This window comes from Aeromonas sp. PS2Canimalfood6 (genome assembly GCF_048276795.1).
GTDB classification, from domain to species: Bacteria; Pseudomonadota; Gammaproteobacteria; order Enterobacterales; family Aeromonadaceae; genus Aeromonas; species Aeromonas caviae.
On the sequence record NZ_JBLUXC010000015.1, the window covers coordinates 65,730 to 83,996 of the forward strand.

Sequence of the window (18,267 nt, forward strand, 5' to 3'; positions counted from 1 at the left end):
CCACCCGGCGCCCAAAAGACAATATTTTTGTGACTGACATCACAAAATTGATGTTGTGCTGACACAAATAAGGCAGGTAGTGAAGTTCGCCATCCATGCTCCCTTTCCCAGCACAAGCAGAGCGTCATTTGCGCTGATCGCTCACATTTTTGCGTGATTGACTGTATTATCGTTATCCTCTTCCCCGGCCCGCAGAGTGGGGCCCGACATTTTCCATGCTGGTAAGGAGTCCCGACGTGGCACAGCTCAGTTCTCTGTCTCCCAAATTGATTTGGCAATTCTTCGAGCAGATCTGCTCCATCCCCCACCCCTCCAAGCACGAAGCCCAACTGAGCGCCTGGATCGTCGCATGGGCCCAGGGAGAAGGCCTGGCGGTCAAGCAAGATGCCGTCGGCAACATCATCATCAAGAAACCGGCCACGCCGGGGATGGAAAACCGCAAGGCCGTGGTGCTGCAAGCCCACATCGACATGGTGCCCCAGGCCAACGCCGACACCCAGCACGACTTCACCACCGATCCCATCGATGCCTACATCGATGGCGAATGGGTCACCGCCCGTGGTACCACCCTGGGTGCCGACAACGGCATGGGCATGGCGGGCTGCCTGGCCGTGCTGGCCGACAAGACCATCAAGCACGGCCCGCTGGAAGTGCTGCTGACCACCGACGAAGAGACCGGCATGACCGGCGCCTTCGGTCTGGAAGCGGGCTGGCTGGAAGGCGAGATCCTGCTCAACACCGACTCCGAAGAGGATGGCGAGGTCTACATGGGCTGCGCCGGCGGGGTGGATGCCAATATCCGCTTCCCCCTGGAGCGGGTTGCTGCCACCGAGGGTGAAGGTTTCGAGCTGCAGGTCAAGGGCCTGCGCGGCGGCCACTCCGGGGTCGACATCCATCGCGGCCGCGGCAACGCCAACAAGCTGCTGGTCCGTCTGCTCAAGGCCGCCGAACCGCTGGGGGTGCGCCTTGGCGATCTCAGCGGCGGCACCCTGCGCAACGCCATCCCCCGCGAGGCCCGTGCCAGCCTGCTGGTGCCCGCCGCCAGCGTGGCTGACTTCAAGGCCCTGGTGGACCGCTACGCCGGCATCTATCAGAGCGAGCTGGCCGCCACCGAGGCCAACCTCACCGTGCTGCTCACCGCCCGGGAGAAACCGGCCCAGCTCATGAGCGAGTCCCTGCAAAGCCGCCTGCTGGATGCCCTGATGGCCTGCCCGAACGGGGTGATGCGCATGAGCGACGCCATCCCGGGCGTGACCGAGACCTCCACCAACCTGGGTGTCATCAAGACACTCGAGGGGGAAGTCTATGTGCAGTGCCTGATCCGCTCCCTCATCGATTCCGGTCGCGAGAACATCGAGCAGATGACCCGCTCCCTGTTCACCCTGGCCGGCGCCAGCTGCGAGTTCACCGGCGCCTACCCGGGTTGGGCCCCGAACGTCGACTCACCGGTCATGGCGCTGGTGCGAAGCAGCTACCAGACCCTGTTTGGCGAGATGCCGAACGTCATGGTGATCCACGCAGGCCTCGAGTGCGGTCTGTTCAAGAGCGCCTACCCGGACTGGGACATGGTCTCCTTCGGCCCGACCATCCGTGGCGCCCACGCACCGGGGGAGAAGGTACACATCCCGGCGGTCGAGCGTTTCTGGCAACTGCTGGTTCACGTGCTGGAACATATCCCGGCCAAGTAAGCCAACTCACGACCATACCGATGCCCCGCCCCGTGCGGGGCATCTTTTTTGTGCTCCCTCCTCGGCCACCTCTCTCATATCCCCGATTCCACGCGCGGCCCTGGCTTGAAATCGTATCCATGAACAGGTCTGCATTTGAAAACCCTTTCCATGATTTATGTAAATTTACAACACAAAAAGTTGATCCAGCTCACATATCCCCCTAGGATCAGAACGTGACCAAGGTCACACAACCCATGAACCACAGAGAAACGAGGTCATCATATGTTCGAGAATCTGGCAGTGCTGTTCCACCTGAAGGGTGCAACCAGCAAGAAAGGTGCTGAAGAGAAAGACACTTATGCGCCTGCAACCCGCAATTACTACTTCCGTTATGGCGCCTGATATCGCCTGTCCGGAAGTTGAAATTAGCAACGTAATAAAACTACAAAACAACTCAGCAATCCACACAGCAGCCACCCCCATCGGGGCGCTGTCCTGCCCGGGCCAGAATTTCCACGGCCAAACCTGAACTCCAACCATGAAGATGGGGCCCGCAGGCCCCATTTTTTTATCCCGTTTCCGCCTTTATTGCGCCTCCTCGGTGCCACCTTGCAGCGATGCCGGTCGCGACGCGGCGGGCGCCGGCATCATATCGCCTTTCCCAGTGGCACCGCCTCCTGCACGGGCAAGGGGAAATGGCAGGCCACCTGATGCCCCTGCCCGCCGCACGCCTCAAGGGCGGGCGAGCGGGTGCGGCACAGATCCGTTGCATGGGGACAGCGCTGGTGAAAGTGGCAGCCACTCGGCGGCGAGATGGGGGACGGTACATCCCCCGTCAGCAGGATGCGCTGGCTGCGCCGCCGCGGATCCGGCACCGGAATGGCGGAGATGAGCGCCTGGGTATAGGGATGGCGCGGTGCCAGGTAGAGAGCCTGGGCCTCGGCCAGCTCGACGATCCGGCCCAGATACATCACCGCAATCCTGTCCGAGATGTGCTTGACCACCGACAGGTCATGGGCGATGAAGATGATGGCGAGGTTCATCTCCCGCTGCAGATTGAGCAGCAGGTTCACGATCTGGGACTGCACCGACACGTCTAGCGCCGACACCGCCTCGTCACACACCAGCAGCTTGGGCTTGAGGGCGATGGCGCGGGCGATGCCGATGCGCTGGCGCTGGCCGCCAGAGAACTCATGGGGGTAGCGATCCACCGCGCTGCCGGGCAAGCCGACTTTCTCCAGCAGCTCCTGCACCCATGTCCGGCGCTGTTCGGCGTTGCCCTTGCCGTGGATGATGAAAGGCTCCTCCAGGATCTGCCCCACCGTGTGGCGGCTGTTGAGGGATTCTGCGGGATCCTGGAACACGATCTGCATCTCCTGACGCAGGGATCGCATCTCCTTGGGCGAGAGGTGGGTGATGTCACGCCCCTCGAAGGTGATGGAACCGGCGCTCGGCTCGAACAGCTTGAGCAACGAACGCCCCAGGGTGGACTTGCCGCATCCCGACTCTCCCACCAGGCCAAGGGTCTCCCCCTGCTTGAGATCAAAGCTGATGCCATCCACCGCGTAGACGGTGTATTGCTTGCGCAAGAAACCGCCACCCATCTTGAAATGCTGCTTTAAATTGCTTACCGACAACAAGCTGGTCATGACTTCCATCCCCGACGATTCATGGCAGCAGACGACCTGGTCGCCTTCCCGCCGCCTGGCTGCCCTGCGACACCCCGTACCCACACCAGGCCGTTCATAGGCTCACCTCCTTCCAGTGGTGGCAGGCCACCCCGTGGCGTTCGCTCAACTGCTCGGTCACCGGTATGGTCTCCACGCAAAGGGGCGTGGCATGGGGGCAGCGGTTGGAGAAACGGCACCCCGCCGGCATCTCGTGCAGGGCGGGCACCTGACCCTTGATGGTCTTGAGAAGGCTCTTTGGCACATCTTCCAGACGCGGGATCGAGGCCATCAGACCATGAGTATAGGGATGGCGCGGGTGGTCAAACAGTTCATAGATATCGGCCCGCTCCACCGCACGCCCGGCATACATCACCACCACCTCGTCGCACAGCTCCGCCACCACCCCGAGATCGTGGGTGATGAAGATGATGGCCATGCCGGTCTGGGCTTGCAGCTCCTTCATCAGATCCAGGATCTGGGCCTGGATGGTCACATCGAGCGCCGTGGTAGGCTCGTCGCAGATGAGCAGGGCCGGTTCGCAGGCCAGCGCCATGGCGATCATCACCCGCTGGCGCATGCCGCCGGAGAGATTGTGGGGATAAGCCGCGAAACGCTGGGCAGGCTCGGGGATCCCCACCTTCTGCAACATGGCGATGGCGGCGTCACGGCGCTGGGCCTTGCTGTAATCGGGACGGTGGAGGCGAAACACCTCCATCAGCTGATCGCCGACCGTCTGCACCGGGTTGAGGGCCGTCATGGGCTCCTGAAAGATCATGGAGATACGGTTGCCACGCACCTTGTACATCTGCTCCGGCGGCAGATTGAGCAGCTCCTCCCCCTGAAAGCGGATGGAGCCCGCCACCACCTGACCGTGGGGCCTTGGCAGCAACCCCATGATGGCCAGCGAGGTGACGCTCTTGCCGCAGCCGGACTCGCCGACTATCCCCAGGGTCTTGCCCGGGGCGACCTGGAAGCTGACCCCGTCGAGCACCTTGATCTTGCCGTCGTCGACGGCGAACTCCACCTCGAGATCCCGCACCTCGAGGATGGGGGACAGAGACTGCCCCTCATGATCTCTGGTGCCGGGGGCGGTGGCCTGTGTGTTGGGCATGACTGCTGCTCCCTTCTGGGCCACATCAATGATGTGCATAGGTCTTGTCGATCAGGGTGATGGGGGCCAGCGCCTTGCCGTCAGCCTTGGCCTTCTGGGTCTCCTCCTTCACCTTGGGATCGATCCAGAGCAGGCCGCCACTGCTGTGGGGGTAGCCATCCATGGGCCAGTAGAGCAGATCCGGGGTGTTGCGGGTGGCGGGCACCTCCGGCAGCATCACATAGCGCCAGCTGCTGGCTCGCACGTAGTTGAGCTGGACGCCGGGCACGAAGATGGCGAGATCATAGATCCGCTGCTGGATCTGGTGGGAAAGCGCGGCCCGCTTGTCCATGTCGAACTCGACGTTGTAGGCGTCGATCAGGCTATCGAGCGCTTTGTCAGCCACGTTGAACAGGTTGTTGGTCTGGGGCTTGTTGGCGTTGTCGGAGTGGAAGGACTCCCAGTATTGCGGATAGAGACCGCCGCCCCCCCAGCCAAGCCAGGCCGCCTCGTGTTTCTTCTCCTGCATCACCTTGAAGCCGGTGGCGCCATCCACCAGATTGAGCTCCAGATCCAGGCCCGCCTTCTTGGCCTCTTCCTTGAGCACGGTCAGCCGCTTGGAGTGCTCCTGGCTGGTGTAGGTGAGGGCCAGGGTGAGCCGCTCTCCCTTGTCGTTTTGCAGGATGCCGTCCGGTCCCTGCTTGCCGTAGCCGCCCTTAGCGAAGTACTCCCGTGCCTTGGCGATGTCGTAGGCCCGCTCAGGGAGCGCGATGTCGGTGAAGGCCCCGAAGCCTGAGCCGAAGGTGGTAGCGCGGTCATAGTCGCCGTGCAGCACCGTCTCTATCATCTTGTCGATGTTGAAGGCGTGCTGGATGCCGAGCCGCACGTTGAGATCCGCCAGCTTGGGATTGGCCACGTTGAGGTGAACCCCCTGCCCCCCCTGCTTGGTGTCGGTCATGGCCATCACCTTCTGCACGTATCCCTGCTTGTACTCCGGGGTGACCGCCTTCTCATGCCACCAGTTGGGCAGGATCATCTCGAAGGTGTCCAGCTCCCCCTTGAGGAAGTGGCGGAACGCGATGTTGTGGTCGCGGATCACCTGCACCTTGATGGTGTCGAGGTTGAACCTGTGCTGGTTGTAGCGATCGTCTTTTGCCCACCACTCCTTCTGCTTGCTGAAGGTCACGGACTTGCCCTTCTTCACGTCGCTCATCACGTAGGGGCCCGTGGTGGGTACCACGGCCCAGTTGTACTGCTTCACCCAGTTCGGGCCCATCTTGTAGTAGTGCTTGGGCTGGGGCCACAGCTCGGTGGTGTTGAGGAGATCGAGCTTGGCCTTGCGGCTGCCCGCCTTGACCAGAATGGTGTGGTCGTCAATCTTCTCCACCGCCACCACCTCGGTGGTGTAGTAGTTGTTGAACCAGGGGCCCTTGATGTCCTTGGAGCGCATCATCTCGTAGCCGAAGGTGTAGTCATCGGCGGTGACCGGCTTGCCGTCGGACCACTTGGCGCGCGGGTCGAGTTTGAAATAGACGGTCTGGCTGTCCGGCGCGATGGCCCAGGCATTCGCCAGGGCCGGAATGGGGTTGCCCGTGTTGGGATGGAAGCTGATGAGCCTCATCTGGTTGTCGAGGATGAAGGAACGGAACGAGCCGTTGGAATCCGGCCCCACTGTGCGAAACGTCAGCGGGAAGCTGTCGACGAAGAGATTGAGGTTGCCGCCGGGCAGCGCCTTGGGAGAGGCGAACACAGGGTCGGTGTCGTTGGTCTCCCACGTCAGATCCGCGGGCAGGCTGGCCGCCCACACCCAGGATCCGTTCAACAGCAGAAAGAGAGCACCTGTCCATTTGATTTTATTGTTCATGTTTGACTTCCTGGTCATGCCCCTGCACTGGGGGCGTCTTCATTAAGGGTCCTGTCGATGTGCCCTGGCAAGGCGCCACCGCTCACTGATAACGGGTAAATTTGCGCGGATCGAACGCCTCCCGGATGGCCTCCCCGATGAAGGAGACCATGATGAGCACCAGGCTCACCGCCGCCACCACCGAACTCACGATCCAGATGGCGTCGAGGTTGTTGATCCCCTGGGAGAGCAGCTCCCCCCAGCTCGGGGTCGGCGGCGCCAGGCCAAAGCCCAGGTAGTCCAGCGCCGTCAGGGTGGAGATGTTGCCCACCACGGCAAACGGGGCCAGGGTGACGATCATCATCAGGGTATTGGGCAGAATGTGGTTGAAGATGATGCGCCGGGTGCTCGCCCCCTGGGCCCGCGCCGCCATCACGTAGTCCCGCGCCCGCTCCTTGTAGGTGAGGGTGCGCATGTACCAGGTGATCCCCATCCAGCCGAACAGCACGTTGATGCCGACGAACAGGCCGAAGTTCGGCTTGGCCAGGGAGACCAGGATCATGATGACGTAGAGGAAGGGCACCTGGGACCAGATCTCGATGAAACGCTGCATCAGGAGATCGAACCGACCGCCGAGGAACCCCATCATGCAGCCGATGCTGACCCCGATGACATAGCTCGCCACCAGCGCGATGAAAGCAAAGCCGATGGCGATGCGAAAGCCGTAGACCAGCCGTGCCAATACATCGCGACCGCTGGTGTCGGTGCCGAGGAAGTGGCGCTCCGCCAGGCTCGGGGCATAGGGCGGATAGGCTTCCTCCTTGAAGTCCTGCTCATAGGGGTTCCAGGGGACCAGGGGCAGCAACACCCAATCCCCCTTCCCTTCCTTCGCAAATTGGCTCTTGAGCTGGCGGTAGTTGGTCTCGTACTCGTAGTCGAGCCCGAAGTGCTGGCCCGGGATCACGTCCCCATAGGTGGGGAAATAGAGCTCCCCCTGATAGCTCACCGCCAGGGCCCGGCTGTTGACCAGCAATTCCGCCAGCAGAGAGATGACCACCAGGACCGAAAAGATGACAAAGGAGTAGTAGCCGCGCTTTATCGACTTGAAGCGCTTGAGTTTTTTCAGAGTTACCGGATTCAGGTTCATGCTCACTCTCCAAACCGCACGCGGGGATCGACCAAGGCAACGCAGATGTCGGAGACAATGTTCCCCACCAGCATCAGCATGGAGGTGATGGCCAGAATGCCCATGACGGTGGGGTAATCCCGCTCGACAATGGCCTCATAACCGAGCAGGCCGATGCCGTCGATGTTGAAGATGGTCTCGATGAGGAAGGAGCCCCCGAAGAAGACGGTGAGCACCGACCCTAAGTGACTCGCGATGGGGATCAGGCTGTTGCGCATGGCGTGATCGGTCACCGCCTTGCGAAACGGCAACCCCTTGGCCACGGCGGTGCGCACATAATCCGCCGACAGGTTCTCCATCAGGCTGTTCTTCATGGTCATGGTGAGGATGGCGAAATCCCCGATGGCGTAGGCGATGAGCGGCAGCAGGGCGTGGGCGAAGACGGTGCGGATCTGATCCCAGCTGCTCTCCATCCCGTCAAACTCGTCCCCCGGGAAGCCCCCCATGGGCAACCACTCCAGATGGAACGCAAAGACGGTGATGAGGAAGATCCCCACCACGTAGGCGGGCAGCGCATAGGCCATGTAAATGAGCATGGAGCTCAAGGAATCGAAGCGGCTGTTGTGCCTGAGCGCCTTGGCCACCCCGAGCGGGATGGAGACGGCATAACTCAGCAGAAAGGTGGCGAGCCCGAAGAAGGCGGTCACCGGCAACCTCTCCTTGATGAGATCCCACACCGGCTCGTAATAGCGGGTCGACTCCCCGAGATCCAGCACCGCCAGCTTCTGCAACCAGTCCCAGTAGGCGACCAGCATAGGCTTGTCGAGACCGTAGAACGCCTTGAGCTCTTCAATCTGTTCGTCGGAGAGTGCCTGCGCCCCCTTGCTGCCACTGGAGCGGCCGGACTCGTTTTGCGAGACCTGCGCCTGCAGCAGCATGCGCTCGACCGGGCCGCCCGGCACGAAGCGGGTGATGGTGAAGACGAGCAGGGTGATACCGAGAAACGTCGGGATGATCAAAAGCATCCGACGTAGGAAATACGACAGCATGGTGGAACCTCGTCCTTGTTGTTCTTTTATGGCCAGTCACATCCGGTGACGGGCCTATCCTTACCTGGCATTACTCACTGAATTGACTGGCATTGACAGACAATCCGGCTCGGTCACTGTAAAAGCTCTGCAATAAAAATCAAGTAGAACCCGGTCTGCGACCGGGAATGTCCCCCCGCAGCATATCCCGCGGATGATTTTTTCCAAAAAACCCAACTTCAATATAAAAAACTGCTACGCCGACCCGTCAAACTCGATTTTAATTATTAAAAAATTAATTACACAGGTGTTTTAATCCATATCAAGCAGAACAAAATCAACAAGTTAACGGTAAGTCGGACTGCTTTCTTATTTACCTATAGAAGAGGGATAGCCGCCCCCACCCTCCGTTCCCCGGAAAACGCTCTCGCCACAAAAGCAGATGAAAATACTACAAAAAACCGTTTTCTCGATATCGACACCGGAGTGACAAGCGACTTATCGATAAGTTCAAAAATAATCAATAAAATTGTAAAAATCGAAATTAACAACATCTTTACATAAGTTGACGCGGCATTTACGGAATAAAACGCCAAAATATTCCATCAAGTGCATATTCCCATCTAATCCCCTCTGCTGCCCCCATCCCCGCCGCTCCATTTGACGTCCATCACCAAACCTTGATAAGCCTTACGCACCGCTCCAACGAGGGCGGTAATGGAAGCAAACAATAAACAATCAGGAAGGATACTAGCGATGCTTAGGAAAAGCAGACTCTCTGCTGCCGTCGCGTTTGCCTTGGCGAGCGCGGCAGTTGTGGCCACCCCTGTCCTGGCCGAAGAGGGCCAGAACGTAGAAAACACCCCTGTCCTGGCCGAAGAGGGCCAGAACGTAGAAAACACCCCTGTCCTGGCCGAAGAGGGCCAGAACGTAGAAAAACTGCAAAAAATCAAGGTCACCGGCTCCCGGATCTCCCGGGTCGATGTGGAAGGCGCCACCCCGGTCGTCTCCGTGACCAAGGCGAAAATCGAGCAATCCGGTCAGCAGACCGTCGCCGATTACCTCAAGCAAGCCTCCTACAACTCCTTCGGTAGTATCTCCCCGGCCTCCGGCAGCTCAGCCCAATCCCAGGCCACCGTCAGCCTGCGCGGGCTTGGCTCAGAGCGCACCCTGGTGCTGCTCAACGGCAAGCGGGTCGCCGGTTCTCCTTCCATGGGTGGCAGCGCCATCAACCTCAACACCATCCCCATGGCGGCGGTGGAGCGGGTCGAGGTCAACCTGGACGGCGGCTCGGCTCTGTACGGTTCCGATGCCATCGGCGGTGTCATCAACGTCATCCTGAAACAGGACTATGAAGGGTTGGAATTCCAGGGCCGTATCGGCTCTCCCACCGAAGAGGGTGGTGACGAGAAGAGCGGCTCCATCGTCAGCGGCATCACCGGGGAGAAGGGCGCCCTGATGATGGTGTACGAGCACGACGTCAAGGACGAGATCTACAACAAGGATCGCGACTACCTGGCGTTGCAGGGCTCTTCTGCTCCCAGCCGGTATGGCCGCAACATCAAGGGGATCGATGCCGCCACCGGCAAGACGGTCACCCGTACCCTGGACGGCATCGACTGCGCCAATACCGGCCCCGGCTTCGTGCCGGTCGGTACCGCCTGCCGCTTCGACTTTGCCCAGGTCGCCGCCAAGACCGCTTCCCGTAACCGGGACACCGTCTATGTCAACGGCCGCTATCACATCAATGACAACGTCGACTTCGTACCCCAGCTGATCGGCTCGCGGGTCACCAGCTTCGGCCGCTTCGCCCCGGCCGCCGGTCCCTTCAGCATCGACGGGACCACTCCGGGCGGCGCCGAGCTGCTGGCCGACAACGGCTTCATCGGCGACAAGGCTACCGTCTACTATCGCTTCAGCAACGTCGGCCCCCGTGACAACGACGTCACCGACCTGACCGGCAGCATGAACCTGGGCTTCGAAGGCACACTGCCGACCGAAGCGGTGGGCGATGTGGAGTGGAATGCGGGCTACATGTACTCCAAGACCGACAACAAGAACCGCGGGACCGGCTATGTGCTGAATCCGGCGGTCCAGCAGGAGGTCGACAGCGGCAACTTCAAGAACGGCGAGTTCTCCAGTGCCGCCACCAACAGCCTCTCCTACGACACCAGCCGCACCTCCAAGATGGACTTTTTCCAGTGGTACGGTGGCCTGGGCTGGAGCATGGGCGAACTGCCGGCCGGCCCCATCGGCTGGTACCTGGGGGCCGAGTACAACGACTGGGTCTACTCCGACACCTATGACAGCCAGTCTGCGGCCGGCAACGTCATCGGCTCTTCCGGCAATTCGGGCGGTGGTGTACGCGACGTCTTCGCTGCCTATATCGAGAGCCTGATCCCCATCACCGAGCAGATCGAGCTGAACCTGGCCGGTCGTTTCGACAAGTACAGCGACTTTGGCAGCGCCTTCTCGCCCAAGGCGAGCCTGCGCTATCAGCCGCTGGACAACCTGTTGTTCCGCACCTCCTGGTCGCAGTCCTTCCGCGCCCCGGGTCTGGATGACCTGTACGCGGCCGATGCCGACTCCGCCGACTTCGCCAAGGACTATGTCTCCTGCCAGAAGAACGGTGTCGCCAACTGCCCGGAAGAGCAGTACACCACGGTTCGCCAATCCAACAAGAACCTGAAGGAAGAGACGGCTGACACCTTCGGCATCGGTGCCGCCTACAGCCCGATCGACGACCTCAACCTCTCGCTGGACTACTACTACATCAAGATTGATGACGTGATCCAGCTGGCCACCGCCCAGACCCAGTTCTATCAGGAGCTGAACACTGGCAGCAACCCGAACGTCATCCGCGATGCCAACGGCGATGTGGAGCAGGTTTATGCCGGCATGGTCAACCTGGGCCAGCTCAAGACCAGCGGTCTGGACTTCAAGGCTGACTACAAGTACGACTTCAACGTCGCGACTGTGCGCTACGACTTCGGCAGCACCTACATTCTGAAATACGAAGAGGGTCTGTTCGCCGGTGGTCCCATGGTCGACAAGATCGGCCAGAACGGTCTGCCGCAGCTGCGCTTCAGCTCCGGTGTCGGCGTCAACGTTCCCCAATGGTGGAACATGGATACCTACCTGAGCGCGAACTACATCGACTCCCAGAGCCAGGATTACATCGCCGATACCGGTGAGGAAGTGGGCCACATCGCGTCCCAGACCACCTGGAACCTGAACGTCGGCGTGGAAGCGCCCTGGAACGGCAAGATCCAGGTCGGCGTGAAGAACATGTTCAACGTAGGCCCCTCGCTCTCCAGCGATGGCTTCACCTACGACGAAGCGCTCTACAGCATCGACGGTCGCATCTACTACCTCGACTACAGCCAGAAGTTCTAATCCACCAGCAAACCACAAGCCGGCCCGTTCGGGCCGGCTTTGCCCAAGGTCCCAAGGAAGTTACGGAGATAGGGTAATCCTATGAAAACAAGGACAACTACAATGAAGAAAGCGCTCCTCGGCAGCCTGATTTCGGCTGCCTTGCTGACCAGCTTCAATCTGAGTGCCGCCTCTGCCAGCCAGGCCGTGGACGCTCAAGTCGCCACCGACAATGCATCCAAAGTTTCCCAGCAGAAGATCGACAGCTACGCCGAGTCTGCCGAGTCTGCCCTGGCCCAGTACAAGGCCGCCCTGCGCCAGGTGGACAGCCTGCGCACCTACAACGAGCAAGTGGGCAAGATGGTCGACTCCCAGAGTGCCGAACTCGCTTCCATGCAAAAGCAGATCGCCCAGATCGACCAGACCAGCACCGAAGTGGTGCCCCTGATGCTCAAGATGATCGACTCCCTCGAGCAGTTCGTCTCCCTGGACCTGCCGTTCCAGAAGGTGGAGCGTGAGGACCGCGTGGCGGCCCTGACCGATCTCATGAACCGGGCCGACGTCACCATCTCCGAGAAGTACCGCAAGATCCTCGAGGCCTACCAGATCGAGGAGGGCTTCAGCCGCACCATCGAAGCCTACAAGGCGAGCCTGGACAAGGATGGGGACGAGAAGACCTACGAGTTCCTGCGCGTTGGCCGCATCGCCCTGCTCTACCAGTCCCCGGATGGCAACGAGACCGGCATGTGGAACAAGAAGACCCGCCAGTGGGAAGTACTGCCCCAGGAGTATCGCAGTGCGGTTGAACAAGGCCTTCGCATCGCGAAGAAGCAGGCGCCCCCCGCCCTCATCAAGCTGCCGGTTCAAACTGCGGAGAAAGCATCATGAAAGGAATCAAACTCGCCATTGCCTCCCTGATTGCGGGGGCCACCCTGGTCACCTTGCCGGTGACCGCCGCCGAGAAACCGGTGGATCTGAACGCCCTGCTCAATCAGGTCAAGGCTGCCAGCGCCAGCGAATCCCAGATCAACAAGGAGCGGGAAGCCCGCTTCCTGGCTGACAAGAACGAGCAGGGCGCCCTGCTGGCCAAGGCCAAGGCGGAGCTCGCCGCCGAGACCGCCCGAGGTGAACAGCTCAAGGCCACCTTCGATGCCAACGACAAGCAGCTCACCGAGCTGACCGAAACCCTGCGCCAGCGCTCCGGCAACATGGGCGAGATGTTTGGCGTGCTGCGCCAGTTCGCCGGTGAATTCAAGGGGATCTTCAATGCCTCCGCCCGCCGGGTCGAACATCCCGAGCAGACTGCCCTGCTGACTCGCCTGGCCGAGAGCAAGGAACTGCCCTCCAGCGATGACCTGACCGCCTTCTGGACCACCACCCTCAGCCGCATGGTCGACGGTGGCAAGGTGAGCCAGATCCCGGCCACCGTGGTCTACGGCGAGGGCAACCAGGCCCAGAAGACCGTGACCCAGATCGGCGAGTTCAACACCGTCTCCGAAGGCAAGTACCTCACCTTCGTGCCGGAGACCGGCAAGTTCGAACAACTCTCCCGCCAGCCCGAGAACGCGGTGCTGGAACCGGTCGCCAAGTTTGAACAGGGTGGCGGCAGCGTCGAACCCATCTTCATCGACCCGTCCCGTGGCGTGATCCTCTCCCTGCTGGTGCAGTCGCCGACCCTCAAGGAGCGCATCGATCAGGGTGGCTCCGTGGGCTACGTGATCCTGGCGCTGGGTGTCATCGGTACCCTGCTGGCCCTGTTCTGCGGTGCCCGTCTCTCCCTCATCGGCGGTGCCATGCGCAAGCAACTGAAATCCGAGCAGATCATCAAGGGCAACCCCATCGGCGAGATGCTGGGTGCCTACCAGGATCACCGGGGTGACAACATCGAGGATCTGGAATCCAAGCTCGACGAGATCATCCTGCGCAACGTGCCCAAGCTGGAGAAGGGCATCAGCCTCATCAAGCTGATCGCCTCCGTCGCCCCGCTGCTGGGCCTGCTGGGTACCGTGGTCGGGATGATTGCCACCTTCCAGGCCATCACCCTGTTCGGTACCGGCGATCCCAAGCTGATGGCGGGCGGTATCTCCGAGGCCCTGGTGACCACCATGCAGGGTCTGGTCGTGGCCGTGCCCATGCTGTTCCTCTACACCATCGTGCAGACACAGAGCCGCCGTCTGATCCAGGTACTGGAAGAGCAGAGCGCCGGTTTCGTTGCCCGTTATCAGGAACGTCTGCACGCCGCCAAAGCCGCAGCCTAAGGAGTCACCCATGTGGTTCTGGTTGATTGAAGAAGTCGAGTCGGTCCGCCGGTTTCTGGGATTGGGGGGCGACGTGCTGGTCGCCCTGTTCTGCCTGACCCTGATGATGTGGGCCCTGCTGCTGGAGCGCTGGTTCTACTTCATGGCGGTCTATCCCCAGCAGGTGAAGCAGACCAAGACGGCCTGGCTGGCCCGCACCGATCACCTCTCCTGGTCCGCCAGGCAGATCCGCCGCGAGCTGGTCTCCCAGGTCGCCATGGCGGTGGACAAGGGGATGCCGGTCATCAAGGTGCTGATCGCCCTCTGCCCGCTGATGGGGCTGCTCGGGACCGTGGTAGGCATGGTGCAGGTGTTCGATACCCTGGCCATTACCGGCACAGGCTCCCCCAGGGCGATGGCCTCGGGGATCTCCAAGGCGACGGTACCGACCATGGCGGGCATGATTGCCGCCCTTTCCGGCCTGTTTTTTGTCAGCCGGCTCGATCACAAGGCCAAGTTGGCGGTGCAGAAGCTGGAAGACAACCTGAGACACGGCTGATGCAGGATGCACATCCCCGGCCGGGCCATGCCCGCCGGGGCACAGAACAAGCAAGGAGTTTTTTGCCATGAGAAAACGTCACAGCGACAGCGGTGCTGACGAGGCGGCCATCGATTTGACCCCCATGCTGGACATCGTGTTCATCATGCTGATCTTCTTCATCGTCACCACCTCGTTCGTCAAGGAGTCCGGCGTGGAGATCAACCGCCCGAGCGCCAGCACGGCCGAGACGGTGAAGAAGGGGAACATCATGGTCGCGGTCCGCGAGAACGGCCAGGTCTGGGTCGACAAGCGCATCGTCGAAGTGGGCGCGGTGCGTGCCAACATCGAGCGGCTGCGGGCGGAGAACCCGGAAAGCGCCGTGGTGATCCAGGCCGACAGCGAATCCCGTTCCGGTCTGGTGGTGCAGGTCATGGACCAGATCCGCATGGCCGGTGTCCAGAACATCTCCATCGCCGCCGACAAGAGCAGCTGATGCCGGAGCGAATGCCATGAGATACCTGATATCGTTAGCGGTCTCCTGCGTGGTGGTGTTCTTCCTGTTCCTGGGAATGAACAAGCTCATCACCCCGGATCACCGGGAGCTGACGGAGCGGGAGGACGTCACCATGACCGACTTCATCCGCCTCAAGCCTCAGGAGACCTTGCAAGAGAAACAACGGGAACTGCCCAAACCGCCGCCCCCGAAACGCCCGCCGCCCCCGCCCGAGATGGAGGTGGCGAGCACGGACAGGCCGAAGATGGACAGCTCCCCCATGGACATGCCCAAACTCGACATCCCGGTCAACATCGGTGGCGGCAACGCCCTGGGTGCCTACAGCACCGGCGGCGGTGGCGGCGGCATGGGTGGCAACAACGGCGCCATCCCGATGGCGACCTTCGAGCCCATGATGCCCCGCAAGGCGGCCCTGGCCGGTCTTGCGTCCGGCAAGGTGCTGGTGGAGTTCACCGTCACCGAGCGCGGTACCGTGAGCAACATCCGCATCGTCAAGGAAGAGCCCCGCAGCTATGACCTCGGCAAGGCGGCGCGCCAGACCATCGCCAAGTGGACCTTCAAGCCGGCCATGGTGGACGGCAAGCCGCAGGCCAGTCGCATGCAGCAAGAGATCGAGTTTGCGACCAACTAAGGAGGGTGGCGATGAAAAAGTTACATACCCTGATCCTCGCCCCGGTGGCCATGGCGGTGCTGCTCAGCACCGCCACCTGGGCCGCCGAACAACCCGCCCTGTCTGACCGCGCCTACCGCGCGGTCAACAAGGCCCAGGCGTTGATCACCGAGAAGAAATACGGCGAGGCCAATGCCAAGCTGCAGGAGGCGCTGTCCGGCGCCGGCGAGCGGGTCTACGACAAGGGGGTCATTTTGCAGACCCTGGGCTTCGTGGCGGCGCAGCAGGAGAAGTACGGTCAGGCGACCAAGTACTTCGCCGACGCCATCGCCACCGGCGGCCTGCCGCCCCCGGTGGCCCAGCAGGTGCGCTACAACCTGGCCCAGCTCTACATGGCGGAGGGGAACTTCAAGGGTTCCATCAACACCATGAAGGAGTGGTTCGCAAACCTCGGCAAGGACGAGAAGCCGACCCCGCACGCCTACATCACCCTGGCCAACGCCCATGTGCAGCTCAAGCAGTACAGGGAAGCCATTCCGGCGGTGGACAACGCGATCAAGCTCTCCGCGGGCAAGGCGCCGGAGTCCTGGTACCTGCTGAAGATGGCGGCCCACTACGAGCTGAAACAGTACAAGCCGGCTACCGAGGTGCTGACCGCCCTGGTGGACCGCTACCCGGAGAAGAAGAAGTACTGGACCCAGCTCTCGGCCATGCACATGCAGGCGGGCAACGATGCCAAGGCCCTGGCGGCACTGGAAGGGGCCTACAACCTCGGCATGCTGACCGAAGCCAACGAGTTGCAGCGGCTCGCCAACTACCTCGCCTTCGCCGGCATTCCCCACCGCGCCGCCCGCGTGATGGAGAAAGCCATGAAGGAGGGGCAGATCGAGAGCACCGCGGCCAACTACAAGACGCTGGCCAACTACTGGCATCAGGCCAAGGAGCTGGACCCGGCCATCGACACCCTGGCCAAGTCCTACAAGCTGGCCCCCAATGCCGAGCTGCAGCTCAAGATGGCGCGCATGATGATCCAGAGCAAGCGCTACCAGGATCTGGTGGCCTTCGCCGCCAAGCCTGCCGCCAACGCCAGCGGCGAGCAGCGGGCGGATCTGAAGTTCCTGACCGGGGTCGCCTATTTTGAGCAGCAAAAGCCCAAGGAGGCGCTCTCCGCCTTCACTCAGGCCGCCCAGAATGGCAACGTCAGTGGTCGTGCTTCCCCCTGGATCAGCTTCTTGAAAGAGCAACAGGGCGGCGCCGTCACCCAATAAAGCTGCGCGGCCCGGCTGGCGGGGTGGGGATCTCCCCGACTCGGCATCCGGGCCGCGACACATCGACAAGGGGGTCACCCCGCAGATTGCCTTGGTGGCAATTGGCCGCTCTTCGGAGCGGTCTTTTTTTATGGCACCGCCCCTGCCCTTTTCCCCTCCTTCTCCTGATACAAGGCACAAAAAAATCCGGAGCCTGGGCTCCGGATTGGGTCATTGCCTTGCGAGAGAACAGGCCATGCAAAGTGCCGGCCTGCCGCTCAAACGGTCATCAGTAACTGCACACCAGCTTCCAGCTGCCGTCGCCCACTCTGAGTTCGCTGCTGGTATAGCAGCCTGGACAACTCAGTAGCTGCATATCAGTTTCCAGCTGCCGTCGCCCGCTCTGAGTTCGCTGCTGGTCCACCAGTTGGCCTGCCACACCGCCTTGTCGTTGGTCATGCGGTCGTTGCCATTGGCGTGATCCCCGCGCGGCCAGGCCGGATAGGCATTGTAGTCCGCCGGGTTGACATTCTGGCTGGCACAGGTGGTGCCACCGCTGCCGCCGTCACCACCGCCACTGCTGCCCAGCACCGCCTCGGCCAGGGCCGGGAAGTCGGACTTCAGGCCTATGGTCTGGCTGCCGGCAATCAGGCGCATGCCGCTCGGCACGCCGGCGGCCGGCAGGTAGTAGGTCATGGCCACTTCCACGTCGGTGCCCGGCGTCCAGGCTTTCCAGGCCGGCAGCGTCAGAGCCACCTTGTGGAAGTCCTTCTCATTGGCGATGCCGTCCGAGTTCTGGTTGCCACCGCTCTCCACCACTTTCAGTCCCATGCCGCTCTGGTCGGTGATGGTGTCTGAGGTGGAGGTGGGGACCAGGAACTCGATGCGGGTGCCGCCCGGAATGGTCTGGGTCGATTTGTTGGTGAGCTTGAGGGTCGGGTTGATCGGGTAGTTGGAGTCCCCTTCCTTGAAGCCGGAGAGGCTCACGCCGATGTCGAGCTGGGCAGCCGGAGCCGGCAGATCATTCTGCTTCAGGGCCGCCTTGTCGGCCTTGCTGAACTTCTCGTAGGCGAGGCTGGTGAGGGTGCTGCCCATCACGTACTCGTTCTTCGCGGCGTCGAAGTCATAGTCCCCCGCCATCTCCCAGAACATGACGCCCCCCAGGCCCCGCTTGACGATGTAGTCGAGCTTGTGACCCATCTTAAATGCGAAAGGGGACTCCCTCCGACGTAGGTGGGAGGGGAATTTCGCCGGGGCGTCAGCCCCGCTGGTTTTGAATGTATTGCTTGATCACCTCCAACGGTGCTCCGCCGCAA

13 protein-coding genes and 1 pseudogene are annotated in these 18,267 nt (G+C 61.5%); 8 read left to right on the top strand and 6 right to left on the bottom strand.

The genetic code is table 11. From position 1 onward, the window contains the following. Positions 1-236: 236 nt before the first annotated feature. Positions 237-1,688, top strand: coding sequence for an aminoacyl-histidine dipeptidase (locus ACNPAA_RS08910; protein ID WP_039040348.1), 1,452 nt, complete (start codon positions 237-239; stop codon positions 1,686-1,688). A gap of 629 nt (positions 1,689-2,317) precedes the next feature. Here ACNPAA_RS08910 and ACNPAA_RS08915 read toward each other — a convergent pair. From ACNPAA_RS08915 to ACNPAA_RS08935, 5 genes are all read right to left on the bottom strand, one after another. Beyond that, the gene (locus ACNPAA_RS08915; protein ID WP_039040364.1) at positions 2,318-3,319 is read right to left on the bottom strand and encodes an ABC transporter ATP-binding protein; all 1,002 of its coding nucleotides are present in this window, start codon (positions 3,317-3,319) and stop codon (positions 2,318-2,320) included. A gap of 94 nt (positions 3,320-3,413) precedes the next feature. Further along, positions 3,414-4,451: an ABC transporter ATP-binding protein gene (locus ACNPAA_RS08920; RefSeq protein WP_039040349.1), complete on the bottom strand. Its 1,038-nt coding sequence runs from the start codon at positions 4,449-4,451 to the stop codon at positions 3,414-3,416. 25 nt (positions 4,452-4,476) lie between these two features. Continuing rightward, positions 4,477-6,294: an extracellular solute-binding protein gene (locus ACNPAA_RS08925; RefSeq protein ID WP_417891695.1), complete on the bottom strand. Its 1,818-nt coding sequence runs from the start codon at positions 6,292-6,294 to the stop codon at positions 4,477-4,479. A gap of 82 nt (positions 6,295-6,376) precedes the next feature. Next, positions 6,377-7,420: an ABC transporter permease gene (locus ACNPAA_RS08930; RefSeq protein WP_214004362.1), complete on the bottom strand. Its 1,044-nt coding sequence runs from the start codon at positions 7,418-7,420 to the stop codon at positions 6,377-6,379. A gap of 2 nt (positions 7,421-7,422) precedes the next feature. Next, a complete protein-coding gene (locus tag ACNPAA_RS08935; protein WP_010675471.1) occupies positions 7,423-8,448 on the bottom strand; it encodes an ABC transporter permease subunit in 1,026 nt (341 codons plus the stop codon). Positions 8,449-9,183: 735 nt separating this feature from the next. On the opposite strand from ACNPAA_RS08935, the gene ACNPAA_RS08940 reads away from it, so the two are divergent. The 7 genes from ACNPAA_RS08940 to ACNPAA_RS08970 all read left to right on the top strand — a co-directional run bounded on the left by ACNPAA_RS08940 (position 9,184) and on the right by ACNPAA_RS08970 (position 16,972). Continuing rightward, on the top strand, positions 9,184-11,823 hold the full coding sequence (locus tag ACNPAA_RS08940) for a TonB-dependent receptor (RefSeq protein WP_417891696.1): 2,640 nt from the start codon (positions 9,184-9,186) through the stop codon (positions 11,821-11,823). Between the two features lie 102 nt (positions 11,824-11,925). Then, positions 11,926-12,690 (top strand): DUF3450 domain-containing protein, encoded by a 765-nt coding sequence (locus tag ACNPAA_RS08945; RefSeq protein WP_319903249.1) that lies wholly within the window; start codon positions 11,926-11,928, stop codon positions 12,688-12,690. Continuing rightward, positions 12,687-14,060 (top strand): MotA/TolQ/ExbB proton channel family protein, encoded by a 1,374-nt coding sequence (locus ACNPAA_RS08950; RefSeq protein WP_408757286.1) that lies wholly within the window; start codon positions 12,687-12,689, stop codon positions 14,058-14,060. Before ACNPAA_RS08945 ends, ACNPAA_RS08950 begins: the two co-directional genes overlap by 4 nt. 10 nt (positions 14,061-14,070) lie before the next feature. Then, entirely contained in the window at positions 14,071-14,598 is a 528-nt protein-coding gene (locus ACNPAA_RS08955) for a MotA/TolQ/ExbB proton channel family protein (RefSeq protein ID WP_270804832.1), read from the top strand. A 67-nt stretch (positions 14,599-14,665) separates the two neighbouring features. Then, complete coding sequence (locus ACNPAA_RS08960; protein WP_010675476.1) at positions 14,666-15,073, top strand: ExbD/TolR family protein; 408 nt, start codon at positions 14,666-14,668, stop codon at positions 15,071-15,073. A 16-nt stretch (positions 15,074-15,089) separates the two neighbouring features. Continuing rightward, positions 15,090-15,725: an energy transducer TonB gene (locus tag ACNPAA_RS08965; RefSeq protein ID WP_010675477.1), complete on the top strand. Its 636-nt coding sequence runs from the start codon at positions 15,090-15,092 to the stop codon at positions 15,723-15,725. An 11-nt stretch (positions 15,726-15,736) separates the two neighbouring features. Further along, positions 15,737-16,972: a tetratricopeptide repeat protein gene (locus tag ACNPAA_RS08970; RefSeq protein ID WP_042014300.1), complete on the top strand. Its 1,236-nt coding sequence runs from the start codon at positions 15,737-15,739 to the stop codon at positions 16,970-16,972. 342 nt (positions 16,973-17,314) lie between these two features. Here ACNPAA_RS08970 and ACNPAA_RS08975 read toward each other — a convergent pair. Then, positions 17,315-18,151: pseudogene (locus tag ACNPAA_RS08975) on the bottom strand (chitinase C-terminal domain-containing protein); the annotation flags it as partial. Positions 18,152-18,267: the final 116 nt, after the last annotated feature.

Coding starts and splice junctions, on each gene's coding strand:
- ACNPAA_RS08935 (WP_010675471.1), bottom strand. CDS start 8,448: ATGCTGTCGTATTTCCTACGTCGGATGCTTTTGATCATCCCGACGTTT.
- ACNPAA_RS08950 (WP_408757286.1), top strand. CDS start 12,687: ATGAAAGGAATCAAACTCGCCATTGCCTCCCTGATTGCGGGGGCCACC.
- ACNPAA_RS08925 (WP_417891695.1), bottom strand. CDS start 6,294: ATGAACAATAAAATCAAATGGACAGGTGCTCTCTTTCTGCTGTTGAAC.
- ACNPAA_RS08920 (WP_039040349.1), bottom strand. CDS start 4,451: ATGCCCAACACACAGGCCACCGCCCCCGGCACCAGAGATCATGAGGGG.
- ACNPAA_RS08955 (WP_270804832.1), top strand. CDS start 14,071: ATGTGGTTCTGGTTGATTGAAGAAGTCGAGTCGGTCCGCCGGTTTCTG.
- ACNPAA_RS08945 (WP_319903249.1), top strand. CDS start 11,926: ATGAAGAAAGCGCTCCTCGGCAGCCTGATTTCGGCTGCCTTGCTGACC.
- ACNPAA_RS08930 (WP_214004362.1), bottom strand. CDS start 7,420: ATGAACCTGAATCCGGTAACTCTGAAAAAACTCAAGCGCTTCAAGTCG.
- ACNPAA_RS08940 (WP_417891696.1), top strand. CDS start 9,184: ATGCTTAGGAAAAGCAGACTCTCTGCTGCCGTCGCGTTTGCCTTGGCG.
- ACNPAA_RS08970 (WP_042014300.1), top strand. CDS start 15,737: ATGAAAAAGTTACATACCCTGATCCTCGCCCCGGTGGCCATGGCGGTG.
- ACNPAA_RS08960 (WP_010675476.1), top strand. CDS start 14,666: ATGAGAAAACGTCACAGCGACAGCGGTGCTGACGAGGCGGCCATCGAT.
- ACNPAA_RS08915 (WP_039040364.1), bottom strand. CDS start 3,319: ATGACCAGCTTGTTGTCGGTAAGCAATTTAAAGCAGCATTTCAAGATG.
- ACNPAA_RS08965 (WP_010675477.1), top strand. CDS start 15,090: ATGAGATACCTGATATCGTTAGCGGTCTCCTGCGTGGTGGTGTTCTTC.